The sequence below is a fragment of the Agromyces neolithicus genome, assembly GCF_039529735.1.
Lineage (GTDB): Bacteria > Actinomycetota > Actinomycetes > Actinomycetales > Microbacteriaceae > Agromyces > Agromyces neolithicus.
In genome coordinates this window covers 77,029-102,067 of sequence record NZ_BAAANJ010000019.1, presented here as the reverse complement: position 1 = coordinate 102,067, position 25,039 = coordinate 77,029, and the positions used below count along the sequence as shown (strand labels likewise).

Annotated in this window: 23 protein-coding genes; 12 read left to right on the top strand and 11 right to left on the bottom strand. The window is 70.2% G+C overall.

Going from position 1 to position 25,039, the window contains the following annotated elements:
• Nucleotides 1–473, top strand: a 473-nt coding sequence (locus tag ABD164_RS16595) for a family 1 glycosylhydrolase (RefSeq protein WP_344297569.1), incomplete at its 5' end; no start/stop codon positions are given.
• A gap of 12 nt (nt 474–485) precedes the next feature.
• On the opposite strand, the gene ABD164_RS16590 is transcribed toward ABD164_RS16595, so the two are convergent.
• On the bottom strand, nt 486–1,274 hold the full coding sequence (locus ABD164_RS16590) for an SGNH/GDSL hydrolase family protein (RefSeq protein WP_344297567.1): 789 nt from the start codon (nt 1,272–1,274) through the stop codon (nt 486–488).
• Between the two features lie 145 nt (nt 1,275–1,419).
• Here ABD164_RS16590 and ABD164_RS16585 point away from each other — a divergent pair, with 145 nt between their 5' ends.
• The 6 genes from ABD164_RS16585 to ABD164_RS16560 all read left to right on the top strand — a co-directional run bounded on the left by ABD164_RS16585 (nt 1,420) and on the right by ABD164_RS16560 (nt 7,696).
• Nucleotides 1,420–2,406 carry a Gfo/Idh/MocA family protein gene (locus tag ABD164_RS16585; protein ID WP_344297565.1) on the top strand — a complete coding sequence of 329 codons (987 nt, stop codon included), beginning with the start codon at nt 1,420–1,422 and terminating at the stop codon, nt 2,404–2,406.
• Between the two features lie 49 nt (nt 2,407–2,455).
• Complete coding sequence (locus ABD164_RS16580; protein ID WP_344297563.1) at nt 2,456–3,949, top strand: D-alanyl-D-alanine carboxypeptidase/D-alanyl-D-alanine-endopeptidase; 1,494 nt, start codon at nt 2,456–2,458, stop codon at nt 3,947–3,949.
• A 32-nt stretch (nt 3,950–3,981) separates the two neighbouring features.
• Complete coding sequence (locus tag ABD164_RS16575; protein WP_344297561.1) at nt 3,982–5,175, top strand: M20/M25/M40 family metallo-hydrolase; 1,194 nt, start codon at nt 3,982–3,984, stop codon at nt 5,173–5,175.
• 16 nt (nt 5,176–5,191) lie between these two features.
• The gene (locus tag ABD164_RS16570) at nt 5,192–5,800 is read left to right on the top strand and encodes an isochorismatase family protein (protein ID WP_344297559.1); all 609 of its coding nucleotides are present in this window, start codon (nt 5,192–5,194) and stop codon (nt 5,798–5,800) included.
• Nucleotides 5,797–6,573, top strand: a complete 777-nt coding sequence (locus ABD164_RS16565; protein WP_344297557.1) for an alpha/beta fold hydrolase — start codon at nt 5,797–5,799, stop codon at nt 6,571–6,573. The genes ABD164_RS16570 and ABD164_RS16565 overlap by 4 nt, the downstream gene beginning before the upstream one ends.
• A 358-nt stretch (nt 6,574–6,931) precedes the next feature.
• Nucleotides 6,932–7,696, top strand: coding sequence for a DUF559 domain-containing protein (locus tag ABD164_RS16560; RefSeq protein WP_344297555.1), 765 nt, complete (start codon nt 6,932–6,934; stop codon nt 7,694–7,696).
• Between the two features lie 181 nt (nt 7,697–7,877).
• Here the strand turns inward: ABD164_RS16560 and hpaD are convergent, their stop codons facing one another.
• The 6 genes from hpaD to hpaH form a co-directional block, all read right to left on the bottom strand.
• Nucleotides 7,878–9,044, bottom strand: coding sequence for a 3,4-dihydroxyphenylacetate 2,3-dioxygenase (gene hpaD / locus ABD164_RS16555; protein ID WP_344297553.1), 1,167 nt, complete (start codon nt 9,042–9,044; stop codon nt 7,878–7,880).
• A 48-nt stretch (nt 9,045–9,092) separates the two neighbouring features.
• Nucleotides 9,093–10,628: a 5-carboxymethyl-2-hydroxymuconate semialdehyde dehydrogenase gene (gene hpaE / locus ABD164_RS16550; RefSeq protein WP_344297551.1), complete on the bottom strand. Its 1,536-nt coding sequence runs from the start codon at nt 10,626–10,628 to the stop codon at nt 9,093–9,095.
• Nucleotides 10,629–10,657: 29 nt separating this feature from the next.
• Nucleotides 10,658–11,359: a GntR family transcriptional regulator gene (locus tag ABD164_RS16545; RefSeq protein ID WP_344297549.1), complete on the bottom strand. Its 702-nt coding sequence runs from the start codon at nt 11,357–11,359 to the stop codon at nt 10,658–10,660.
• Nucleotides 11,356–13,023, bottom strand: a complete 1,668-nt coding sequence (locus ABD164_RS16540; protein WP_344297547.1) for a fumarylacetoacetate hydrolase family protein — start codon at nt 13,021–13,023, stop codon at nt 11,356–11,358. Before ABD164_RS16540 ends, ABD164_RS16545 begins: the two co-directional genes overlap by 4 nt.
• Nucleotides 13,024–13,145: 122 nt before the next feature.
• Nucleotides 13,146–13,982 (bottom strand): aldolase/citrate lyase family protein, encoded by an 837-nt coding sequence (locus tag ABD164_RS16535; protein WP_344297545.1) that lies wholly within the window; start codon nt 13,980–13,982, stop codon nt 13,146–13,148.
• Complete coding sequence (hpaH, locus tag ABD164_RS16530; RefSeq protein ID WP_344297543.1) at nt 13,967–14,752, bottom strand: 2-oxo-hept-4-ene-1,7-dioate hydratase; 786 nt, start codon at nt 14,750–14,752, stop codon at nt 13,967–13,969. The genes ABD164_RS16535 and hpaH overlap by 16 nt, the downstream gene beginning before the upstream one ends.
• A 198-nt stretch (nt 14,753–14,950) precedes the next feature.
• Here hpaH and ABD164_RS16525 point away from each other — a divergent pair, with 198 nt between their 5' ends.
• Nucleotides 14,951–16,330 carry an MFS transporter gene (locus ABD164_RS16525; RefSeq protein ID WP_344297541.1) on the top strand — a complete coding sequence of 460 codons (1,380 nt, stop codon included), beginning with the start codon at nt 14,951–14,953 and terminating at the stop codon, nt 16,328–16,330.
• A gap of 164 nt (nt 16,331–16,494) precedes the next feature.
• On the opposite strand, the gene ABD164_RS16520 is transcribed toward ABD164_RS16525, so the two are convergent.
• Nucleotides 16,495–18,213: a thiamine pyrophosphate-binding protein gene (locus ABD164_RS16520; protein WP_344297539.1), complete on the bottom strand. Its 1,719-nt coding sequence runs from the start codon at nt 18,211–18,213 to the stop codon at nt 16,495–16,497.
• A 167-nt stretch (nt 18,214–18,380) separates the two neighbouring features.
• Entirely contained in the window at nt 18,381–18,998 is a 618-nt protein-coding gene (locus tag ABD164_RS16515; RefSeq protein WP_344297537.1) for a biotin transporter BioY, read from the bottom strand.
• A gap of 156 nt (nt 18,999–19,154) precedes the next feature.
• Here ABD164_RS16515 and ABD164_RS16510 point away from each other — a divergent pair, with 156 nt between their 5' ends.
• From ABD164_RS16510 to ABD164_RS16495, 4 genes are all read left to right on the top strand, one after another.
• Nucleotides 19,155–19,460 carry a hypothetical protein gene (locus tag ABD164_RS16510; protein WP_344297535.1) on the top strand — a complete coding sequence of 102 codons (306 nt, stop codon included), beginning with the start codon at nt 19,155–19,157 and terminating at the stop codon, nt 19,458–19,460.
• A gap of 172 nt (nt 19,461–19,632) precedes the next feature.
• On the top strand, nt 19,633–21,147 hold the full coding sequence (locus ABD164_RS16505) for a glyceraldehyde-3-phosphate dehydrogenase (RefSeq protein WP_344297533.1): 1,515 nt from the start codon (nt 19,633–19,635) through the stop codon (nt 21,145–21,147).
• 185 nt (nt 21,148–21,332) lie between these two features.
• Nucleotides 21,333–22,508: a thiolase family protein gene (locus tag ABD164_RS16500; protein WP_344297531.1), complete on the top strand. Its 1,176-nt coding sequence runs from the start codon at nt 21,333–21,335 to the stop codon at nt 22,506–22,508.
• Between the two features lie 149 nt (nt 22,509–22,657).
• Entirely contained in the window at nt 22,658–23,446 is a 789-nt protein-coding gene (locus tag ABD164_RS16495) for an SDR family NAD(P)-dependent oxidoreductase (RefSeq protein ID WP_344297529.1), read from the top strand.
• A 116-nt stretch (nt 23,447–23,562) separates the two neighbouring features.
• Here the strand turns inward: ABD164_RS16495 and ABD164_RS16490 are convergent, their stop codons facing one another.
• Nucleotides 23,563–24,531 carry a permease prefix domain 1-containing protein gene (locus ABD164_RS16490; RefSeq protein ID WP_344297527.1) on the bottom strand — a complete coding sequence of 323 codons (969 nt, stop codon included), beginning with the start codon at nt 24,529–24,531 and terminating at the stop codon, nt 23,563–23,565.
• Nucleotides 24,528–24,881 (bottom strand): PadR family transcriptional regulator, encoded by a 354-nt coding sequence (locus ABD164_RS16485; protein ID WP_344297526.1) that lies wholly within the window; start codon nt 24,879–24,881, stop codon nt 24,528–24,530. Before ABD164_RS16485 ends, ABD164_RS16490 begins: the two co-directional genes overlap by 4 nt.
• Nucleotides 24,882–25,039 lie beyond the last annotated feature (158 nt).

Sequence of the window (25,039 nt, the reverse complement as noted above, 5' to 3'; positions counted from 1 at the left end):
AGGAGTTCGAGGGTGTGCCGACGACGGCGTTCGGCTGGCCGATCGTGCCCGGCGGGTTCGCCCGCTCACTCGCCGAGGTGCAGGAACGTTATGGCGATTCGCTGCCGCCGGTCTACATCACGGAGAACGGCGCGAGCTTCGACGACGTGATCGCTGCCGATGGCTCGGTCCCCGATCCCGAACGAGTGGCATTCCTCAGCGATCACCTCGAGGCTGCGCTGGATGCGGTCGCCCCGGGCGGCGTCGCAGACGGACTCGAGCTGCGTGGCTACTTCGTGTGGTCGCTCATGGACAACTGGGAGTGGGCCGCAGGGTTCACGCAACGGTTCGGTCTCGTGCACGTCGACTTCGCCACCGGAACACGCACGCCCAAGACCTCGTACCACTGGCTCCGCAGCATCCTCGCCGCGCGCGTAACGAACGGCCCGGGATCGCCGGGCCGTTCGCATCTCACGCGAGGAAGAAGCGCGTAAGTCAGGGACAGGTCATCGCACCGCGCCGACCACTGAGGCATAGGCCTGGTAGCCCGCGGCATTCGGGTGCAGGAACGTCTCGGGGTTCGCCGGGTCCTGACCCACCCACGGGTCGGGGCCGAACGCGCCGTGGCCGAGGAAGGCCGCGGTCACGTCGGCGAACACCACGTTCACACCCTGCGCCGCCGCGGCGGTCACGGTCGTGGAGAGGATCGTGTTCATGATCGCGACGCCCGTGTTGACGCCATCCGCGATGCCGGGCGCCAGCGGAAGCGGGTACCCGGTGACGACGATGCGCGCGTTCGGGGAAAGGCTGCTGATCGCGGCGAGCGTCTCACCGAGTTCGGGCCCGAGTTCGGACGTGAGGTAGGTGTTCGCCGCGAGGATCGCTGCGGTGCATTGCGGCGTATTCGGATCGGGAACGCACGCCGCGAGCAGGCCGGGCAGGTCGAGCCCGTTCGCGCCGACCGTCATCGTGACGAGCGTCGTTCCACGGTTGATCTCGGAGAGTTGCAGGTCGACGTCGGTGAAGTCGGCGCCGGTGCACGAGGCGTTGCGCAGCAGGTTGGTGCGGGGCTCGGCGTCGAGCAGGGCCGGATACCCGAGCGGGCTTCGCAAGCAGGCGTCGATGTAGACGCCCGTGCCCTGGCCCGCTGCGACGGAATCACCGAGGGCGACGTACTTCGCGACAGGTGGGGGTGGCGCGGCCGCGGCCGGACCGGCGACCCCGACGGGGATTGCGAACAACGCGATGAAGGCCGCGACGACGATCGCGCGACCCTTGCCGATTGAAGTCGTCATGGGCCCACGCTAGACCTGAACGTGAGTGATCCACAGCATCCCCGAACGGGGGTCACTGGGGTCACCGGGGGTCACTGGGGTCACCGGGGTCACATGGGCCACCGGGGGCGCCCGGCACCGCTGAGGCAGCCAATAGGCTGACGGCATGAGCGAATCTCTGCGCTGGGGCATCCTTGCGACCGGCGGCATCGCGCGCCTCTTCACCGACGACCTGAAGGCCAACGGCTTCGACGTGCGGGCCGCCGGCTCGCGATCGCAGGCGAGCGCCGACGCGTTCGCGGCCGAGTTCGACATTCCGACGGCGTACGGCAGTTACGAGGCCCTCGTCGCCGACCCCGATGTCGACGTCGTCTATGTGGCGTCGCCGCATCCGCACCATGCGGCCCACGCGACGCTGGCCCTCGAGGCCGGCAAGCACGTGCTCATCGAGAAGCCGTTCGCCCTGAACCAGGCCGAGGCCCGCCAGGTTGCCGACCTCGCCGCCGCCCGCGGGCTGCTCGCCCTCGAGGCGATGTGGACGCGGTATCTGCCGCACATGGTGCGCATCCGCGAGCTCATCGCGGCGGGCGCGCTCGGCGAGGTGCGCTCGGTGATCGCCGACCACACCCAGAAGCTGCCCGACGACCCCGCCCACCGCATCAACGCGCTCGAACTCGGCGGCGGCGCGCTGCTCGACCTCGGCATCTACCCGGTGTCGTTCGCGTGGGATGTGTTCGGCGCCCCCAAGACCGTGCAGGCCTCGGCCACATTCAAGGCCACCGGGGCCGATGCGCAAGTCGCTGTGATCTTCGGGTACGAGGGCAACCGCATCGCCTCGTCGATCTCGGCGAGCGACACGAAGGGGCCGAACGTCGCCGTCGTGCTCGGCAGCGAGGCCCGCATCGAGATCGACCCGGTCTGGTACACGGCGACGTCGTTCCGTCTCGTCTCGAACGACGGCGACGTGCTCGAGCAGTACGCGTCCGACGTGAACGGGCGTGGCATGCACTACCAGGCGGCCGCACTCGAACGGCTCGTCGCGGCAGGCCGGCTCGACGGCGGCGACGCGCTATCGACGGCCGAGAGCGTCGCCATCATGGGCACGCTCGACGAGATCCGCGCGCAGATCGGCTTGCGCTACCCCGGCGAGTAGGCGTCCGGGCTCCCAGAATCGGGTCAGCACGACCCCGTAAAATGCCCGGGTGCGCGACGAGACGGATGCCCCGGGCGACAGCCCTGCGCTCGCAGACCCCGGTGCCGGCGTGGCCGTGAGCGGCAAGCCCGGCCGCGGGTCATCCGTCGTCGCCTTCGTGCGCCGCCACCGCCTCGGCGTCACCATCACGGCCGCCGCGCTCGTGCTCGCACTCGCCGGCACCGGAGCCGTGCTCGCGGGGGCCGCGACGAACGGCGACGCGAACGCCGCCGTCGTGCCCAGCGAAACCGCAACACCCACGCCCGAGCCGGCGCGCGCGGTGCCCGCCGAGGCGGTCGCCGCCAGTCGCGTGCGCACCTGCTCGGTCGCCGAGGCTGCGGCCGACCCGCGCCTCGCGAACCTGCAGGCGCAGGTCGTCAAGGCGTCGACGGGCGAGGTGCTCTACGACCGGGGCGGCACCACACCGTCACGCACCGCGAGCGTCATGAAGGTGCTCACCTCGGCCGCGGCGCTCTCGGTGCTCGGCCCCGACTACCGGGCCACGACGACCGTCGTGAAGGGCGCCGAGCCCGGCTCGATCGTGCTCGTCGGCGGCGGCGACGTCACGCTGTCGCGCACGCCGAGCGGCGACGAGACCGCCTACCCCGGCGCCGCGCACCTCGACGAGCTCGCCCGCCAGGTGCGTGAGGCATGGGCGGCCGACCCCGCGAACCCGCCGATCACGAAACTCATACTCGACGCGAGCTACTTCGGCGGCGAGGAGTGGCACGCGAGCTGGCTGGCCTCCGAGCGCGAGCTGGGCTACATGTCGAACATCACCGCGCTCATGGTCGACGGCGACCGCGACGACCCCTACACGAACACGTCGTGGCGCAGCGAAGACCCCATCGGCCGTGCCGGCCAGGCGTTCGCCGACGAGCTCGGCGGGGTGGCCGCCATCGAACGCGGCGTGGCCCCAGCGGGAGCCGTGCAACTCGGCGCCGTGGCGTCGCCGACCGTCTCCGAGCTCATCGACAAGGCCCTCGTCGTCAGCGACAACACGGTCGCCGAGATGCTCGCGCGGCTCGTCGCCATCGCGACCGATGCGGGCAACACGTTCGCCTCGCTGAACGCCGGCATTCTCGAGGCACTCGCGGGCTACGGCGTCGACACCACGGGCATCACGATCATCGACGGGTCGGGGCTCTCGCCCGACAACGCCGTGCCGCCGTCGTACCTCACCCGGCTGTTCACGAAGATCAACGCCCGCGAGGCGAGTCTCGGCTACATCCTCGACTCGCTGCCGGTGTCGGGCGAACGCGGCTCGCTCGCGTACGACGACCGGTTCTGGGGCGACAACTCGGTCGCCGACGGCCGGGTCATCGCGAAGACGGGCTGGATCGACACCGGCTACACGCTGAGCGGGGTCATCCGCGCCGCCGACGACACCGAGCTCACGTTCGCCATCTACGCGCTCGGCGACGTCACCGACGAGGCGAAGACGGCGATCGACACGCTCGCGACCGCGTTCTACCGCTGCGGCGACAACCTCTCGAACCTGTGATCGGCGGCGCGGCGATGCGATCAGGCGAGCGGATGCCCCGCGCCGAGGTTGTGGCGCTCACGCGCAGCCTCGTCGCGATCGATGCCACGAACCCGTCGCTCGTTCCGGGCGCAGCGGGCGAACGTGAGCTCGCCGGGGCGATCGGCGCGTGGCTCGGTGAGCGCGGCCTCGATGTGCGCCTCATCGGTGCAGACCCTGCGCGACCGAGCGTGCTCGCGCGCCGACGGGGCACCGGCGGCGGGCGAACACTGCTGCTCGCGGGGCACCTCGACACGGTCGGGGGTGCGGGGTCGTGGCAGGCTTCGGGCTCGTGGCCGGCGTCGGAGGCCGCGGCTGTGGTGGGCGCGCCCCATGCCGATCGCATCGTCGGCCGCGGCGCCTACGACATGGCGGGCGGGCTCGCGGCCGCGATGGTCGCCGCCGCGGCGGCGCCGGCCGACCTGCATGGCGACATCGTGCTCGCGTTCGCCGCCGACGAGGAATTCGGCTCCGTCGGCATGGAGGAGCTGCTCGCCGCGATCGATGCCGAGGCCGAGGCGTCCCACTTCCCGTCGCCGCGCCCCGACGCCGCCGTCGTGCTCGAACCGACCGATCTCGAGGTGACGCTCGCCCACCGTGGTTTCGCCTGGTATCGCGTCGAGTACGAGGGCCGCGCCGCACACGGATCGCAGCCCGAGCTCGGCATCGACGCGATCGACCGGGCGGTCGACGGTCTCGTGGCGCTGCGCGGCCTCGCGGCCGAGCTCGACGCGCGCCCGCGACATCCGCTGCTCGGCTCCGGAAGCATGCGCGTGTCGACGATCGACGGCGGCACCGACGCCGCGACCGTCGCCGACCGGTGCGTGATCGTCGTCGAGCGGCGCAGCCTGCCGGGTGAACCCGACCCGGGCCCAGAACTCGAGCGAGTGCTCGCGCCGTCGCTGCCGGCACGCATCGTGCGGCTGGTGGCGCGGCCCGCGATGGAGGCCGACGCCGGCGCGCCGATCGCCCGAGCGGTGCTCGCTGCCGTCGAGCAGAAGACCGGTGCGCCGGCCGTGCGTCGCGGCGACCCGTGGTGGACCGATGCGGGGCTGGTCGCCGACGCAGGCATTCCGGTGGTGCTCGTCGGGCCGACGGGCGGCGGCGCGCACGCCGACGAGGAATGGGTCTCGATCGCGTCGCTCGAGACACTCGTCGACGTGCTCGAGGGCATCATCCACTCCATCTGCGACGAGAATGGATCATAGGACGGAAGGAGCACTCGTGACCCGAGCTTTGTTCATCATCGACGTGCAGAACGACTTCACCGAGGGCGGAGCGCTCGGCGTCGAAGGGGGAGCGGCCGTCGCCGCCGGCATCACCGAACTGCTGGCGACGCGGCGCGGCGAATACGAACTCGTGTTCGCCTCGCGCGACTGGCACGCAGGCGACCACGACAACGGCGGCCACTTCGCACTCGACTCCGAGCCGGACTTCGTCGACAGCTGGCCGCCGCACTGCGTCGCCGGAACCCCCGGGGCCGAGTACCACCCGGCACTGTCGACCGAAGAGGTCGACGTGCACATCCGCAAGGGCCAGGGGATTCCGGCCTACTCGATCTTCGAGGGCACCGACGACGCCGGTGACACGGTGAGCTCGGTGCTCACGCGCCACGGCATCACCGACATCGACGTCGTCGGCCTCGCCACCGACTACTGCGTGCGGGCGAGCGTGCTCGACGCCCTCGAGCACGGGCAGCACGTGCGTGTGTTCACCGACCTCGTCGCGGGTGTCGCAGACACGTCGTCCGCGGCGGCACTGGCCGAGCTGGGTCACGCGGGTGCGGTGATCGTGGAGTCGAGCTCGCTCGGCGAGGCCGAGGCCGGCGCGTGAGGCCCGCGGCCGCCGCACCGGTTCCCACGCTCTACGCCGAGAGCGCCGACGGCGTGCTCATCGGCTACCGACTGCGGGGTGAACGATCGACGGATGACCCGCTGCCGCCAGTGCTGCTCGTGCACGGATTCGCATCGAACGCGGCAGTCACGTGGGAGAACACCGGCTGGGTTCAGGCGCTCGCCGAGGCCGGTCGTGCGGTGATCACCGTCGACCTGCGCGGGCACGGCGACAGTGACAAGCCCATAGACGGAGGAGCCTACGCGCCCGAGCTGCTCGGTGCCGACCTGCTGGCCGTGCTCGACTCGGCCGGCGCCGGGCAGGTCGACGTCATCGGCTACTCCATGGGCAACCGCGTCACCTCGGCGCTCGCCGAACTCGCCCCCGAACGCATCCGGCGGGTCGTCATCGGCGGAGCAGGGCCCGACGAGCTGTTCGCCTCCTGGGACCTCGACGAGGTGCGGGCCGTGCTGGCGCGCGACGACTGGGCGGGACATCCGCTCATCGAGCAGGTACTGCGGCCCGCGATCGACGCCGGCGCCGACCGTGACGTGCTCTTCGCCGTGATCGAGGGCGTCGCGGGCGCGCCCCTCGCGATCCCCGGCGACATCCCGACCCTGTTCGTCGCCGGCGAGAACGACCCCGTTCCCGCCGGGGTGCAGCAGCTCGCGCTCGACTGGGGCGCCGACCTCGTGACGATCCCGGGCCGCGACCACGTCTCGACGCTGACCGCACGTGCCTTCAAGACCGCCGCGATCGAGTTCCTGGCCTGATCCTGCCCTGAACGGGCTGCGTGTGCGTTGCCCGTTCAGGGGATCTTTCCGACACGCGGTAGTCCGGACGCGACCGCCCGGAGTGTCGACGAAATCCCCTGAACGGGCAGCGCGCGAAGGGTGGGGAGTGGTCCTCAACAGGCGGGCGGCAGGTGCCCCTGCGCACAGAGGGACGGATGCCCCGTCCGCGCGCGCGCCGTCACGCGACGTTTGTCGCATGGAAGCAGCGATCGAGGTCGTGCGAAGGCACGGCGGCACATGTCGAACGAAGGATCTCCGTGCCGTCGGGCATCACCCGCGCAGCATCGCCTCCGCTGTGGCGGCGGGAAGCATCGAGCGGGCACGTATAGGGCACTTCATGTCGCCAGATCTCGCAGGAGACGCCAAGCGGGCGCTCCGCGTCGGGGGTCGTGTTGCGTGCGCGAGTGCTGCGGCGCTGCTCGGACTGCGTGTGCTGAACCCCTCGCTCGTGCTGCACGTCGAGGTCGGCGAGCACGGCTCACGGTTCCGCCGAGCGCGCGACGGCAAGGGACGCATCTTCCCGACGACATCGCGCGACCACCTCGAGTTCCACTGGTCACGTGCGGGATCGCCCCAGGGTGCGCTGCCCGACATCGTCGAAGTAGTCGCCCAGGCGATCGACTGCCTGCCGCCGCTGGATGCCCTGTGCATCCTTGATTCGGCACGAGAGGATCTGCCGTGGCTCGACGTTCCGCCGAAACTCGCTGATGCGGAGTTCGCCCGGTTGCTCGACCGGCTCAGCCAGCGGGGGCGTGACATCGCGAGCCGATCGAGCACCCTCAGCCAAGCGGTGGGCGAGACCGTGGCCCGTGAGCGATTTCGCGAGGCGGGCATTGTCGCCGAGCCGCAGGCCGCACTGCCTGGTGGTTACTTCGCGGACCTGCTGATCGGCGACCGGCTCATCTTCGAGTGCGAGGGCTACTCGGCGCACGGCGGCGACAAAGCATTCGAGAACGATCGGGCGCGCATGGCGTTTCTGCGCGCGTGCGGCTACATCGTGCTCAATTTCAGCCATAAGCAGGTCGTCGACGACTGGGATAGCGTGCTCAGCACCGTGCAACTCGTCATGCGACGTGGTTTGCACCTGAACCACGCCCTCTGACGGAGGGAGCCCGACCCCGAGGCATCCGTTCGCCTTGGGACTGATGCTGCCCGTTCAGGGGATTCTCGCGACACGCGGCCCGGTGAGGCCGCTGACACGGCGTGTCTCAAGAATCCCCTGAACGGGCAACCACCCGCGCGGCAGATCCGCGCCGAGCGCACCTATTCGACCGGCGGAATCCTCACAGCTGGTGGCCGAGCTTGTACTCGCCCTTCTTCCACTCGGGCATCGACTCCTCGCCCTCGTCGGCGCGGGTGTACGAGAAGCCGTCGGCGCCGATCGTCACCGCCATCTCGCTCGCGTCGGTGCGCGCCACGACCTCCTTCGGGTTGCCGTCGAGGTCGAGCACGAGCGACGCCTCGGTGTACCACGAGGGCACGACGGGGTTGCCCCACCAGTCGCGGCGCTGGTTGTCGTGCACGTCCCAGGTGACGACGGGGTTGTCGGGGTCGCCGGTGTAGTAGTCCTGCGTGTAGATCTCGACGCGGTGGCCGTCGGGGTCGCGCAGGTACAGGTAGAACGCGTTCGAGACGCCGTGCCGGCCGGGGCCGCGCTCGATGCGGTCGCTCATGCGCAGCGCTCCGAGCTTGTCGCAGATCGCGAGAATGTTGTGCTTCTCATGCGTCGAGAACGCGACGTGGTGCATGCGCGGGCCGTCGCCGCCCGTCATCGCGGTGTCGTGCACGGTGGGCTTTCGCCGCATCCACGCCGCGTAGACCGTGCCCTCATCGTCCTGGATGTCCTCGGTGACGCGGAACCCGAGCGACTGCATGAAGTTCACCGCGCGGGGCACATCGGGCGTGACCTGGTTGAAGTGGTCGAGGCGTACCAGGGCGCCCGGCGTGTAGAGGTCGTACCGCCACGCGAGACGCTCGACGTGCTCGACGTCGTGGAAGAACTCGTACGGGAAGCCGAGCGGGTCCTCGACGCGCACCGATTCACCGATGCCCTTCGTCCAACCCTCGGCGCGGCGTTCGACGCGGCATCCGAGTTCTTCATAGAACGCAACCGCCCTGTCGAGGTCTTCCGGCGTGCGCACGCGGTACGAGAACGCGGCGACCGCCGCGACGGGGCCCTTGCGCAGCACGAGGTTGTGGTGGATGAACTCCTCGAGGCTGCGCAGATAGACGACGTTCTCGTCTTCCTCGGTCACGGTCAGGCCGAGCACGTCGACGTAGAAGTTCCGCGAACGCTCGAGGTCGGTGACGACGAGCTCCATGTACGCGCAGCGCAGGATGTCGGGCGCCGGGGCCGAGGGCGTCGGGATGGGGTTGTCGGTGTGGATCGGCGCCTCCTGGCTCACGTAGAAGCCCGAGGAGGTGAGGGTCATGTCGTCGCGGTTGGTCATGTCAGCGTCCTTGCCTGAGATCGATGTGAAAGAAGCGGATGTCGCAGCTCAGCGCGGGTCGGGGTCGTCGAGGTCGGTCACGTTGTGGTGCTCGGCCTTGCCGAACGTGGGGTTGTGCACGGCGCCGAGGGTGATGTGCACGGCCTGCTGGTCGGTGTAGAAGTCGATCGAGCGGTAGCCGCCCTCGTGCCCGAGACCCGAGGCCTTGACCCCGCCGAACGGGGTGCGCAGGTCGCGCACGTTGTTCGAGTTGAGCCAGACCATGCCGGCCTCGACCGCTTGCGAGAAGTTGTGCGCGCGCTTGAGGTCGTTGGTCCAGATGTAGGCGGCGAGCCCGTACCTGACGCCGTTGGCGAGTTCGAGCGCCTCCTCGTCGGTGTCGAACGGGGTGATCGCCACGACCGGCCCGAAGATCTCCTCCTGGAAGATGCGGGCGTCGGGCGCGACGTCCGCGAACACCGTCGGGGCGACGTAGTTACCCGTCGGGAAGCCCTCTGGCCGCCCGCCGCCGGCGACCAGGCGACCCTCGGTCTTGCCGATCTCGACGTAGCTCATGACCTTGTCGTAGTGCTCGGGGTGCACGAGTGCGCCCACCTCGGTCTTCGGGTCGTGCGGGTCGCCCACGACGACGCGCTTCGCCTGCGCGGCATAGCGCTCGACGAACTCGTCGTACACCGGGCGCTCGACGAGGATGCGCGAACCGGCCGTGCACCGCTCGCCGTTCAGCGAGAACACCCCGAAGATCGTCGCGTCGATCGCGGCGTCGAGGTCGGCGTCGGCGAACACCACGGCCGGCGACTTGCCGCCGAGCTCCATCGAGAGGCCCTTGAGGTACGGCGCCGCGTTGCCGAAGATCAGCGATCCGGTCGAGCTCTCGCCGGTGAACGAGATGAGGGGCACGTCGGGATGCTTCACGAGCGCATCGCCCGCCTCTTCGCCGAGCCCGTTGACGAGGTTGAACACGCCCTTCGGCAGTCCGGCCTCCTCGAAGATCCCCGCCCACAGCGACGCCGACAGCGGCGTGAACTCGGCGGGCTTCAGCACGACCGTGTTGCCGGTGGCGAGGGCCGGGCCGAGCTTCCACGACTCCAGCATGAACGGTGTGTTCCACGGCGTGATGAGCCCGGCGACGCCGATCGGCTTGCGGTTGACGTAGTTGATCTGACGGCCCGGCACTTTGTAGGTGTCGTCGGCCTGCGCGACGATCAGGTCGGCGAAGAACCGGAAGTTCTCGGCGGCACGCCGCGCCTGGCCGAGCGCCTGCGTGATCGGCAGGCCCGAGTCGAACGACTCCAGCTCGGCCAGCCGCGCGTCGCGGGACTCGACGATGTTCGCGATGTTGTGCAGCACGCGCGAGCGCTCGCGCGGCAGCATGCGCGGCCACGGGCCCTCGGTGAACGCGCGACGGGCGGCGGCGACGGCGCGGTCGATGTCGGCCTTCTGGCCTGCGGCCGCCTGCACGTAGGTCTCGTTCGACACCGGGTCGAGCACGTCGAACGTCTCGCCGCCGACCGAGTCGACGAACTCGCCGTCGATGTAGTGGCGGATGCGGTCGGGCAGTCCCTCGGGGATGTGATGCGTCATGGCGGATGTTCTCCGATCGGTGGGTGGATTCAGGCTGAGATGGCGGATGACCCGGCGTCCGGGACATCCGTCGCGTGTGGCTTGTGCTCGCCCTGGTAGGCGAGCACCGCGTCGAGCGTGGCGGTGCGGTGCCGGCGCGCCGCGAGTTCGATGTCGAGCGGGTCGGCGCCCGTCTCGATGAGGTCGAGGATGCGGTCGTGCTCGTCGACCGACTCGCGCGCGCGGCCGGGCACGAAGCTGAACGACGAGTCGCGCAGCACCTTCATGCGGTTCCAGCCGCGGTGCACGAGGTCGAGGATGTGCGGGTTCGGGCACTCCTCGAACAGCACCGAGTGGAATTCGAGGTTGAGCTCGGTGAACCGGTGCGGCTCGAAGTCGTCGAGCGTGCGGCGCATGCGCTCGTTGACCTCGCGCGCCCGGCGCAGGTGGTCGGGGGTGAGGAGCGCCGCCGACAGCGCGGTGGCCGAACCCTCGACGAGCGCGAGCGTCTGCATCGTGTGCAGGTACTCGGTCTCTTTGATGAGGGCGACCTGGGCGCCGACGTTGCGCTCGAACGTCACGAGCCCCTCGGCCTCGAGCCGGCGGATCGCCTCGCGCACGGGCACGACGCTCACGTCGAGCTCGCGGGCGATCGACCCCAGCACGAGCCGGTAGCCCGGCACGTAGCGGCCGTCATCGATGCGCGCGCGGATGAAGCGGTAGGCCCGCTGCGACTTGCTCTCGGCACTCACCGCGACCCCTCCGTGGGCCGACGAGCGCCCGGCGAAGCCGGACGCGTTTCGCGACCGCTGCGACCGGCCTCGTAACGCGCGAGCCAGTCGGCGTTCATGGGGAACAATCCGTCGACGGATGCCCCTCCGGCGACCTGTTCGGCGACGTAGGCGTCTCGGCGCTCCTGCTCGGCCGCCTCGGCGGCCACCTCGGCGACGAGGTGCGGCGGGATCACGATGACGCCGTCGCCGTCGCCGACGATGACGTCACCCGGCTGCACGGCCGCGCCGCCGCACGCGATCGTGACGTCGACCTCCCACGGCACGTGCTTGCGTCCGAGCACGCTCGGATGCGGGCCCTGCGAGTACACCGGGATCTCGAAGCCGGCGACCGCGTCGAAGTCTCGCACGCCGCCGTCGGTGACGATGCCGGCCGCGCCGCGCACCTGCGCGCGCAACGCGAGCACGTCGCCCACGGTTCCGGTCCCGCGCTCGCCGCGGGCCTCGACCACGAGCACCTCGCCCGGTTCGACGGTGTCGAACGCGAGCTTCTGCGCGTTGAACCCGCCGCCGTGCTGCGTGAACAGGTCGGGACGGAACGGGATGAACCGCAGCGTCTTCGCCGTGCCCAGAATTCGGTCGCCCGGGTGGTTGGGCGTGACGCCCTCGATGAAGATGTCGTGGTAGCCGCGCTTGCGCAGCGCGACGCTGAGGGTCGCGACGGCGGTCGAGCTGATGAGCTCGCGCACCTCGTCGGTGAGCGCCGTCGGTCGAATAGCGCCCGACGAAGTCGGTTCCTCCGTCGGTCGAGTAGCGCCCGACGAAGGAGGACGCGTATCGAGACCAGGTGACGGGGTCTCGATACGCGTCGCATCCGGCGCCGCTACTCGACCGGCGCTCGCCCGCCCGGCGGCGACCGCCGCCGCGAGCTCGGCCTCGCTGCCCCACGCCTCGACCCGCTGCAGGTCGTCGACCGCCGGCTTGGTGCCGAAGTCGCCGAACTCGGCGCTGCCCTGGGTGACGGTGGTCACGAGCCGGCCCGTCGACGGCGCCCCGGGCGCCTCGGGGGCGTCGACCTCGACCTCGACGACATCGCCCGGCACGATGACCGACGATCCTGCCGGCGTGCCGGTGAGGATCACGTCGCCGGTGTCGAGCGTCATGAGCTGCGACAGGTCGGCCACGAGCCGGCCGAAGGGAAAGAGCAGCGTCGACGACGAGTCATCCTGCACCAGTTCGCCGTTGACCCAGGTGCGCACGCGCCATGCGTCTTCGCCGATGCCGTCGGTGGGGATCGTGGCCGGGCCGAGCGGGGTGAACCCGTCGCCGCCCTTCGAGCGCACGTTCGAGCCCTTGTCGGCGGCACGCAGGTCGTAGACGCCGAGATCGTTGGCGGCGGTGACGGATGCCACGTGGCTCCAGCCGCGCTCGGGCGTCACGCGCCGCGCGGGCTCGCCGATGATGAGTGCGATCTCGCCCTCGAAGGCGAGCAGTTCGGTGCCGGCCGGGCGTTCGAGCGTGCCGCCCGATGCCGCGATCGACGAGGAGGGCTTGATGAAGTAGCTCGGCTGGGCGGGGGTTCGACCGCGCTGGGCAGCCCGCGACGGGTAATTGAGGTGCACGGCGATGATCTTGCCCGGCGTCGGGATCGCGCCGGCGCCCGTGGCGGTGAAGTCGTTCGTCATAGACGTCCTCGTCTCTCGATATCTGAAATGATATACGATCTGGCCGACCCTGTCGAGTGGGCGATCTTAGCGCGGCTTCGGGCCGCCGAACCGCCGAGATCGCCCACTCGACTCACCGGCCGTCAGTAGCTTGTGCGGGGGGAGTCGGGGCCCGCGGGAGTGTCGGAGCCCGGGGCATCCGCTCGGATGAAGCGGTCGGCGAGCGCCTCGCTCGCGCGCGCCAGAATGGCCACGTCGGCGCCCACGGCGACGAACGATGCCCCGGCGGCGAGGTATCGCTCGGCGTCTTCGGGCACGAACGCGTTGACGCCGACGGGCTTGCCCGCGGCGCGTCCGGCCTCGATCGACGACAGCACGGCGGCGACGACATCGGGGTGGCTCTGCTGCCCGAGCACGCCCATGGAGGCCGCGAGGTCGGCCGGCCCCACGAAGAGCGCATCGACCCCGTCGACCGCGGCGATCTCGGCAGCCACCGCGACCGCCGTCGCCGACTCGATCTGCACGGTGAGGCTGATCGTGGTCGACGCGTTCTGCAGGTAGTCGTCGACCCGGTTCCACCGCGACGACCGGGCGAGCGATGCCCCCACGCCGCGAACACCGCCGCCCGGATACCGCACCGCCCGCACGAGCTCGGCGGCCTGCTCGGCCGAGTCGACCATGGGCACGAGCAGGTTCTGCACGCCGAGGTCGAGGTACTGCTTGATGACGACGACGTCGCCGATCGGCGGGCGCACGACGGGGGCGACGGGGTAGGCCGACATCGCATAGAGCTGCCCGAGGATCGACTCGAGGCCGTTGGGGGAGTGCTCGGCGTCGATGAGCACCCAGTCGAGCCCGCTACCGGCGGCGATCTCGGCCATGATCGGGCTGCCCGAGCACACCCACATGCCGACCTGCGGCCGGGAGGCTTCGGCGACGCGTGCGGCGAACGTCTCGGGAAGATTCACTCGAACCGGCATGTGACCGCCCCCAACTGTGCGTAATCGGCGTGCACGGTGTCGCCGCGCTCGACCCACATCGGCCGGGTGAACGACCCGGCCAGGATCATCTCGCCCTCGCCGAGCGACTGCCCGTGCTGTGCGAGCTTGTTCGCGAGCCAGGCGACGCCCATGGCGGGGTGGCCGAGCACGGCCGCGGCGACGCCCGACTCCTCGATGGTCTGGTTGCGGTAGAGCAACGCCGACACCCAGCGCAGGTCGACCTCGTCGACCTTCACGGGCCGGCCGCCGACGACCATGGCGCCCATGGCCGCGTTGTCGCTGATCGTGTCGACGATCGTGCGCCCCTGCAGCTCGATGTGCGAGTTCAGGATCTCGAGCGCCGGCACGACATAGGCCGTCGCATCGAGCACGTCGAAGACGGTGACGTGCGGGCCCTCGAGGGGCTTCGAGAGCACGAACGCGAGTTCGACCTCGATGCGCACGTTCGAGAAGCGGTCGAACTCGACGGATGCGCCGGACTCGAGCACCATGTCGTCGAAGATCACGCCGTAGTCGGGCTCGGTGATACCGGTGGCGACCTGCATCACCTTCGAGGTGAGGCCGATCTTGCGGCCGACGAGCCTCGCGCCCGCCTCGCGCCGCGAGTCGGCCCAGCGCTTCTGCACGGCGTACGCGTCGTCGACGGTCATGCCTGGATTGCGCGCCGTGAGCAGCGGCACCGTGGTGCGGTCGCGCTCGGCGGTGGCGAGCTCTTCGGCGATCGCCGAGATACGGGAGGGATCGAGCACGTGGAGCTCCACTTCGTCGTCGAGGTTGCTGGTGCGATCGTATACGATGCTGGCCCGGAAGGGGCATCCGTCTGCAGATCGGTTGCGCTGTATTCGAAATCGTATATCATTCTCGGAAACACGCCACGCTCGGAAAGCCATCCGAGACATTACGGCCAACCCCCGCCCGCGGACCCGACAGAGGAGTCGAACACCGCCATGACCGCGACATCCGGCACTGAGTTCCACCCCAAGACGAGACAGCACGAGCTTCGGCGCGTCGCATTCGCCACCGTCATCGGTACCACCATCGAGTGGTACGACTTCTTCCTGTACGCGAGCGCCGCCGGCCTCGTGTTCGGCTCGTTGTTCTTCGCGCCGGCCGGACCGCAGTTCGCAACGATCCTGGCGTTCGCGACCGTCGGCGTCAGCTTCCTGTTCCGACCGCTCGGCGCGTTCCTCGCCGGGCACTACGGCGACAAGATCGGCCGTAAGGCGATGCTCGTCATCACCCTCATCCTCATGGGTGCGGCGACGACGCTCATCGGCGTGCTGCCGACGTACGAGCAGATCGGCATCGCCGCGCCGATCCTGCTCGTGCTGCTGCGCATCCTGCAGGGTCTCTCGACCGGCGGCGAGTGGGGCGGCGCCGTGCTCATGGCCGTCGAGCACTCGCCCGACGGTCGGCGCGGCCGGTACGGCGCGTTCCCGCAGATCGGGGTGCCGATCGGCCTGCTGCTCGCCTCGGGCGTGCTCGCGATCATGACCGGCTGGATCTCACCCGGCGAGGCCTTCCTCGAGTGGGGCTGGCGCATCCCGTTCCTGCTGAGCTTCGTGCTCATCATCGTCGGCATCGTCGTGCGCCGAGCCGTCGACGAGAGCCCGGTCTTCCAGGAGATCGCCGCGAAGAAGGAGAAGGCGAAGACCCCGATCCTCACACTGTTCAGCAAGCACTGGCTGCTCGTGCTGCTCGCCGCGCTCACGTTCGCGGGCAACAACGCCGCGGGCTACATGACCACCGGCGGATACCTGCAGAACTACGCGACGATGCCCATCGAAGAGGGCGGTCTCGTCGGCATGGAGCGCACGCCCGTGCTGCTGGCCGTGGCCGGGGCATCCGTCGTCTGGCTCATCACGACCTTCGCGGCCGGAATCGTCTCAGACCGCATCGGCCGGCGCAACACCTACATCATCGGCTGGATCGCGTTCCTCGCGACCGTGTTCCTGCTGTTCCCGCTCGCGACGACGGGCAACCCCTGGCTGCTGTTCCTCGGCGTCTCGCTCTTCGCGATCGGCAACGGGTTCACCTACGGCCAGCAGGCGGCCTACTTCACCGAACTCTTCCCGGCGTCGATCCGCTATTCGGGCGTCTCGATCACCTACGCGATCGGTGCCATCATCGGCGGCGCGTTCGCCCCGACGATCGCGGCCTGGCTCGTTGCGACGACCGGCACGGCCAACTCGGTCGCGTTCTACATCGCCGGCGTCATGATCGTCGCATTCGCAGCCACTCTGCTGCTGCGCGACCGCACGGGCATCCCGCTCGGACCCGACGCCGAGGCGGAGCAGTCGCGCCGCCACTTCATCTGGGAGAAGTAGCGCCCCGCGCTCCCCGTTCCGGGGGTGGATTCCCGCCACAAATCGGTGCAAACCGACTCGCAACTGGCGGAAATGCACCCCCGGATGGCTGGAAGCGGGTGAGAAGCGGATGCCCAGTGCCGAATGCTCGGCCGGGGCATCCGCTCGTTCGAGAGACGAGAACGTCAGCTGTTCACGCGGATGATCTCCTGCTGGTACGGCGCGACCACCCGGCCCGAGATGCGGCAGTCGAGCATCAGGAACCGGCGCTCGTCGGCCGGGCGTTCGGCCCAGCGCGCGAGCGCGTCGAGGTCGGCGAGCTCTCGCACGACGACGCCCTCGGCGCCGACCGCCGCGGCGAGACCTGCGAAGTCGGTCTCGGGGATGAGCATGGGCGCCTCGGCGAGGCCCTTCAGGCCGTAGAGGTTCACCTCGGCGCCGTAGGCGGCGTCGTTCCAGACGACCGCAAGCCCCCGGCCGCCGGCGACGCGCACCGCGCTCTCGAGGTCGGCGAGCGCCATGAGCCCGCCGCCGTCGCCGGTCGTGAGCACGATCGTCGACTCGGGCCGGGCGAGCGCTGCGCCCGGAACGCTCGGAAAGCCGAGGCCGATCGACTGGAACGCCGTGCCGACCATGATCATGCGGTCGGGCGAGGCCACGGGCCAGTACATGTTCGCCCAGCCGATGAAGTGGCCGCCGTCGCTGACCACGATCCGATCTTCGGGCAGCAGCTCGCCGATGCGGGCGGCGACGCTGCGCGGGTCGAGCCGACTGTCGGATGCCACGGCGTCGCCCGGGTCGTACGCGCGTGCGGCTCCGACATCGACCGACTCGCGCCAGCCCGACGGCGACGCACCCGTCACGCGCAGCTCGTCGACCAGGGCGCGTGCGATCACCCCGGCGTCGGCGCGGAGGAACGACGACACGTTCGGGTGCGTCGCTGTCGCGGCGACGTCGACCTGCACCACGCGGGTGCCGGGCGCGAAGAGCTCGCCGAAGCGCATCGTGAACTGGTTGAGAGACGCGCCGAACACGATGGCCACGTCGGCCTCGCGCACGAGCTGCATCGCGCCCTCGGCACCGAAGCCGCCGGCCACGCCGAGGTCGTAGCGGTCGTCGGGGAACACGCCGCGCCCGAGCGCGGTCGTCAGGGTGAGGGCACCCGTGGCGTCGGCGAGTGCGCCGAGCGCATCGCCCGCGCCGGCGAGCCACGCCCCGCGCCCGGCGAGCAGCAGCGGGCGCCGCGCCGTGGCGATCGCGGCGACCGCGTCGACGAGCACCCGGGTGGCGAACTCGCCCTTCGGGGTCATCGGCGCGGGCAGGCGCAGCGAGGGCAGGGCGGGAGCGCTCGCGGATGTCGCGACCGCGGCCGATTCGTCGAGGGCCCGAGTCGCGGCATCCGCTCGCTCGTCGGCCTCGCCGACCTCGAGGCCCGCGACGTCATAGGGAATCGCGAGCACGGCCGCCGTGCGATTGGCCAGCGCGTGCTCGATGGCGAGCACGGTCGTGGCCGCGACATCCGTTCGCCCGACCGTGAACGTGCGTGCGCCGACGCCCGAGGCCATCGCGATCTGGTCGACGTCCCACGGCCGCGAGCCGGTGGTGGGCTCGTCGCCGACGACGAGCACGAGCGGGATGCGCGCCTGCGCGGCCTCGGCGAGCGGCGTGAGCGTGTTCGTGAAGCCGGCGCCGTAGGTGGCGGTCGCCGCCGCGAGTCGGCCCGAGGCGCGGAAGTGCGCGTCGGCGGCGACCACCCCGCCCGCCTCGTGGCGCATGGCGGTATAGCTCGTCGACGTGCGGTCGAGTGCGTCGAGGAACAGGGCGTTGCCGTTGCCCATCACGCCGAAGACGTGGTCGATGTGGGCCGAGAGGGTGTGTGCGACGAGCGCCGAGACGGTGGGCATGAGGGTCCTTCGAGACGATGACGGAGGTGAGAGATTCCGTATGTGTCTCGCGCAGGCGCAACCTCGTAGGCGGCTCGCTTCGTGCCCATTTTTCGAGCACCGGCGCGGTCGGATTCGGCGCCGGACACCAGCGACTCTACCCGAACAGGTGACGCGGGCCGCCGCGGCTACTCCGCGCGGGACGGGAGCCGGCCGGCCGCCTTCCATGCGAGCGGCAGGAGGATCGCTGCGATCGCCGTCTTGATCACCCCGCCGATGATGAACGGGGTGAACCCGGCGGCGAGCACCGACGCAAGGTCGTTCGGGGCGCCGACCGAGCCGAGGAATACCGCGAGCCACGGTAGGCCGATCGCGAACGTCGCGAGCGTGCCGGCACCGCAGCAGGCGAGCGCCTTCCACAGCGTGCGGTCCCAGGTGCGCTCGGCGAGCCATCCGGTCAGTGCGGCCGAGACGATGAACCCGATGATGTAACCGCCGGTCGGGCCCGCGAGCACACCCCAGCCGCTCGAAGCCTCGCTGAACCATGGGAGCCCGGCTGCACCGAGGGCGGCGTACGCGGTGAGCGCAAGACCCCCCCGAACGGCGCCGAGCGCAGACCCGACGAGCAGCACTGCGAGCGTCTGACCCGTCACCGGTACCGGCCAGAGCGGGACGTACAGCTGGGCGAAGACGCCGACGAGCGCGGCACCCGCGACGATGAGCACGACATCGACGGCGACGCTGCGCGGCAGCACCCGATCGGCGAGTACGAGTCGACGGGGAACAGGCGGTGCGAGAACGGTCATGTGTCGGCTTTCTGTCTTGCGGATCGATGGATTCGGACGAGGGTCCTTCAGGTCACGGTATGGCTCGGCGGCATGGCGATTCTCGCTCCCGGCTCAAAAGAATCGGCTCCGACTTTGTGCGCCGTCGTGTCGCGATCCACACGGCATGATTGTCGGGTGAAGACGATTCAGTTGCGCCGCTACACCCTTGTCGACGGAACCTACGACGAGTTCGTCGCGTGGTTCCGGTCGACCATGCCCTTCGTGCGCCCCGCCGCCGGGTTCGCGATCGAGTTCGCCCACGGCATCCGCGAGTCGAACGAGTTCGTGTGGGCCGTGAGCGCCGAGGGTGATCGTGAGGCGTTCCTCGCCCTCGAGTCCGCGTACATGGACTCCGACGCTCGCGCCGCCGCCTTCGAGGGCGTTCCGCAGCGGGTCGCCGCGTCCGACATTCGGTTCGTCGACGATGCGCCGCTCGCCTGACGGCCCGCCGAACGAGCGGATGCCCCGCGCCACGGTGGCGGGTCGGGGCATCCGCTCGCGCCAGCGTGTACAGGATTCGCGCAACGATGCGCCGATACAATACGGGCACACCCCAAACTGACTGACGTGGTCGATGCTGCCCACCCGCGCGCACTCGGCCGAGAGGATGAACGTGACTCACGAGTTCGACGCCCGACGTGCCGAGTGGATCGCCAAAGAAGAGCTGGCCGAGCGCATGATCCCGCTCATCGGCGGCCTCTACCGCGACCACGGGGTGGTGACCTCCATCCACGGCCGCCGGCTCATCAACCGTTCGGCCATCGAGCTGCTGAAGGCGCACCGCTTCGCCCGGCAGGCGGGTGATGTCGAACTCGACCTCGCCGACACCATGCGGGTGCTCGAGGCGTTGCGCGAGATCGTTCCGGGCCCCGCGTCGATCGACGTCGCGCGACTCGTCGCCCGCTATGCCGACGCCGTCGGCGAGGGCGACGCCCGCGACCTGGTCGACTTCGTGCGCGCCGAGCTCGAGTCCATCATCGCGGCGAGCGACCCGGCCGGCGAACGGGCCGGGGCCGAGGCATCCGGAACCGATGTCGTGCTCTACGGCTTCGGCCGCATCGGGCGGCTGCTCGCCCGCATCCTGATCGCGCACACGGGCGGCGGCCACGGCCTGCGCCTGCGCGCGATCGTCGTGCGCAAGGGCAGCGAGAACGACCTCGTCAAGCGCGCCAGCCTGCTGCGCCGCGACTCGGTGCACGGTCCGTTCCAGGGCACCATCGAGGTCGACGAGCAGGCGAACACGATCCTCGCGAACGGCACCCTCATCCAGGTCATCTACTCGAACGACCCGGCCACGATCGACTACACCGCCTACGGCATCGACGACGCGATCGTCGTCGACAACACCGGCCGCTGGCGCGACGAAGAGGGCCTGTCGCAGCACCTGCGGTCAGCGGGTGTCTCGCGCGTGCTGCTCACGGCACCGGGCAAGGGCGCGATCAAGAACATCGTGCACGGCATCAACGCCGACGACATCTCGCACGACGATCGCATCCTCTCGGCTGCATCGTGCACGACGAACGCGATCACGCCCGTGCTGAAGGCCGTCAACGACGCCTACGGGGTCGTGCGCGGGCACGTCGAGACGGTGCACTCGTTCACGAACGACCAGAACCTCATCGACAACTTCCACAAGGGCGACCGGCGCGGGCGCTCGGCCGCGCTCAACATGGTCATCACCGAGACCGGCGCCGCCAAGGCCGTCGCGAAGGCGCTGCCCGAACTTGCCGGCAAGCTCACCGGCAGCGCCATCCGCGTGCCGACGCCCGACGTGTCGCTCGCGATCCTGAACCTGCAGCTCGAGCGGCCGGCTTCGAAGGCTGAAATCAACCGGTACCTGCGCCAGGTGTCGCTCACGTCGCCGCTGCGCCAGCAGATCGACTACATCGAGTCGCCCGAGGTGGTCTCGACCGACTTCGTCGGCTCGAACCGTGCCGGCATCGTTGATGGGCTCGCGACCATCGCCGACGGCACCGACGTGGTGCTCTACGTCTGGTATGACAACGAATACGGCTACTCGTGCCAGGTCGTGCGCGTCATCGAGGCGATGGCCGGCACGCACCCGGTGGTGCTGCCCGAGCGGCAGCCTGTGCTGCTGGCGCGCGAGGCCGTAGCCGTCCCGGGCTGAAAGCCGCAACCCCCGCCGGTCTGAAAACAGGAAGACACGCCGCACGAGCAACGAGAACAGGAACCAGCGACCGGTGGCGTCGCGACGTTCCTGTTCCGGGGCGCCGACGGATGCCCCGGGCCGGTGCGCCCGGGCGCAGTGCGACCCCGGGCCATCCGCACCTCGCACCGTCGTAGGCTGAGGGAATGAGCACTGAAGCCGTCATCGTCGATGTCCTCCGCACACCTGTGGGGCGGGGCAAGCCCGGAGGCATCCTCTCGGGTGTGCACCCCGTCGACCTGCTGGCGGGGGTGCTGACGGCGCTCGTCGACCGCAACGACCTCGACCCCGCCCTCATCGACGACGTCATCGGCGGTTGCGTGAGCCAGATCGGCGAGCAGAGCTACAACATCACCCGCAACGCGGTGCTCGCCGCAGGTTTCCCCGAGCATGTTCCTGGCACCACGATCGACCGGCAATGCGGGTCGAGCCAGCAGGCCGCGACGTTCGCCGCGCAGGCGGTGCTCGCCGGCCACGCCGACATCGTGATCGCGTGCGGCGTCGAGTCGATGAGCCGCGTGCCGCTCGGCTCGAGCGCCGCGGGCGCCGACCCCTACGGCACTCGCATCCGTGCGCGCTACCCCGACGGGCTCGTCAACCAGGGCGTCTCGGCCGAGCTCATCGCCGCGAAGTGGGGCTTCAGCCGTGACGAGCTCGACGAGTTCGCCGCCCGCTCGCACCGGCTCGCGGCGGCCGCGGGTCAGACGGGTGCGTTCGCGACCGAGCTCGTTCCCATCGCGGGCGTCGACTCGCTCACCGACGAGACCGTGCGGCCCGCGACATCCGTCGAATCGCTCGCCGGGCTCAATCCGGCGTTCCGCACCGACGCGCTCGCCGAGCGGTTCCCCGAGCTCGAGTGGCGCATCACGCCGGGCAATTCGTCGCCGCTCACCGACGGGGCATCCGCAGCCCTCATCATGAGCGCCGAACGCGCGTCGCAGCTGGGACTCACCCCGAGGGCACGCTTCCGGTCGTTCTCGGTGGTCGGCAGCGACCCGCTGTACATGCTGACGGGGGTGATCCCGGCGACCGCGAAGGTGCTCGACCGTGCCGGCCTCACGCACGACGACATCGACGCGTACGAGGTCAACGAGGCGTTCGCGTCGGTTCCGCTCGCGTGGGCGCGCGAGACCGGGGCCGATGTGGCGAAGCTCAACCCGCGCGGCGGCGCGATCGCACTCGGCCACGCGCTCGGGTCTTCGGGCACGAGGCTGCTCACGACCCTCGTCAACCAGCTCGAGGCGACAGGCGGCCGCTACGGACTGCAGACGATGTGCGAGGGCGGCGGCATGGCGAACGCCACGATCATCGAGCGCCTCTGACCGCAGGCCGGCGGCGCAGCCTCCCACCCCGGCCGGCCGAGCCCCTTCCCACCCCGTCCGGTGATGTCGCGCAAATCGTTCTCATCCACCCGGCTTGCCGACGATTCGCGCGACTTCACTGGGTGAGCACCACGACGAAAGGACATCACATGGAAATCGACGGCGCCTCCGCGATCGTCACGGGCGGGGCCTCGGGCCTCGGGCGCGCCACGGCGCGTGCACTCATCGAAGGCGGGGCATCCGTCGTGCTCGTCGACCTGCCCGGCCCTCGCGGCGACGAGGCCGCCGCCGAGCTCGGCGACCGGGCCCGATTCGTCGCGGCCGACGTGGCGAACGAGGCGGAGGTGCAGGCTGCGGTCGAAGCGGCCTCGGCGCTCGGGCCCTTGCGCGTCGCCGTCAACTGCGCCGGCATCGTCACCGCGAACCGCACGGTCGGCCGCGACGGCCCCGCGCCGCTCGACGCGTTCGAGCGCACTATCAGGGTGAACCTCATCGGCACGTTCAACGTCACGCGCCTCGCCGCAGCGGCGATGGCCGCCACCGAGCCGGTCAGCGCCGCACTGCCCGGCGGGCCCGCGACGGCCGAACGCGGCGTCATCGTGAGCACCGCGTCGGTCGCCGCGTTCGAGGGCCAGATCGGGCAGGCCGCCTACTCGGCGTCGAAGGCAGCCGTCGCCGGGATGACCCTGCCGATCGCACGCGACCTGTCGAAGCTGCTCATCCGCGTCGTGACGATCGCCCCCGGCATCTTCGAGACCCCCATGATGGCAGGCATGACCGACGAGGTGCGCTCGTCGCTCGAGGCGCAGGTGCCGCACCCGTCGCGGCTGGGGCATCCGACCGAGTACGCGGCCCTCGTGCGCTCGATCATCGCGAACCCGATGCTGAACGGTGAGACGATCCGCCTCGACGGCGCGATCCGCATGCAGCCGAAGTGACATGACGGATGTCCCGGGGCCGGCCCCGGGACATCCGCCGTTCAATCCCCGCCAGTCACCTCATACGGTCGCTCGCGAGCGGGGTTCCCGGCCGATCGAGGTGACTCGATCGGAGGCTAGTACCCGCCCAGCGCCGATCCTCCGCGATTGCGTGCCGCCTTGATGAACCCGTCGATGATGTCCCACACGGTGACGCCGATGACGACGACCACGATGACCGCGATCGTCGCGCCGGATGCCTCGCCCCACGGCCAGCCGATCGCCTCGATGAACGCCGGGTCGAGCAACTGGCCGCTCAGGAACAACCACAGTGCGGGCACCGTGAAGGCGATGGTCAGCAGCACGTTGATGCCGGCGAGCACCCACGTCCAGCCGCGCAGGTAGATCACGATCGCGAAGACCACCTCGAGCGCGATCAGGCCGAGGAACCAGGGGATCCAGAACGACCATAGGGCGGGATCGAGCACCGGGATCGGCTGGCGCTCGCCGTCGATCCAGACGGCGCCCGACTGCTGCCAGACGATCGCGACGGCGAAGAGCACGAGGAACACGACCGACGCGACCAGGTCGCCGAGTCGCCCGGCGCGGGCGTCGTCGCGCGGTTGCGGCAGCTGCTCGGGGGTCCATGTCGTGAGGGGCACCGTGCCGGGCGAGCGCTCGAGCACCGCGAAGACGAGGGTGACCCAGAAGCAGAGGTGCACGCCGACCGAGATCGTCGTTCCGATCGTCGTGCCGATCATCTGGCCGACGTCGGCTCCCGCGATCACCTGGCCGAGCAGCACGCCCGCGGCGGCGATCGGAACCACGATGATGAGCAACAGCTTCAGCAGGTGCCACCAGGTCAGAAAGTACTTGGGGCCGATGAGCTGCAGCGGCCGGTCGACGTAGGACGCGGCCAGCCGCAGCGGATCGCCGAGCTCGACGAGAGCGGCGTGCTCGGCGTCAGCAGGGGCGGCGCCCCGCTCGACGCGCGCATCGATCACGTCGCCGATGCGCTCGCGCAGCTCGCGGTCGAACTCGGCGCGCTGCGTCTCGGGCAGGGTGCGGGCGGCGGCCCACACGTAGCGGTCGGTCAGGGTCGTCATCGTGCATCTCCCGTGTCGGAATCGGTCTCGAGTCGTGCGAGGGCGTCGTCGATGCGGCGCCAGTCGGTGGTGAGTGCGGCGGCGAGCTGCTCGCCGGTGGGGCTCGTGCGGTAGAACTTGCGCGGCCTCGCTTCTTCGGTGTTCCACTCGCTCGTGAGCAGCCCCTGCTTCTCGAGGCGGCGCAGCAGCGGGTAGAGCGTGTTCGCGTCGACGAGGATGCCGAGCCCGTTCAGCGATTCGAGCAGCGCGTACCCGTAGTCGGGCGTGCGCAGCCGAATGAGACAGGCGAGCACTACGGTGCCGCGGCGCAGTTCTTGGATGTGCCCGGTCGTGGTCTCATCAGTGCTCATGCCTCACACGATACTGTGCGACATACACTAATGCAACAGTCACTTCGTTGCGTCAGCGGATGCCCGTGCCCGTCTCGAACCCCGTCGGCTGCGATTGGGTGTGCGCAATTCAGGCGCGAAGGTGTGTCGCGAAGCGATCGAGCGGCGTGTCGCGGCGA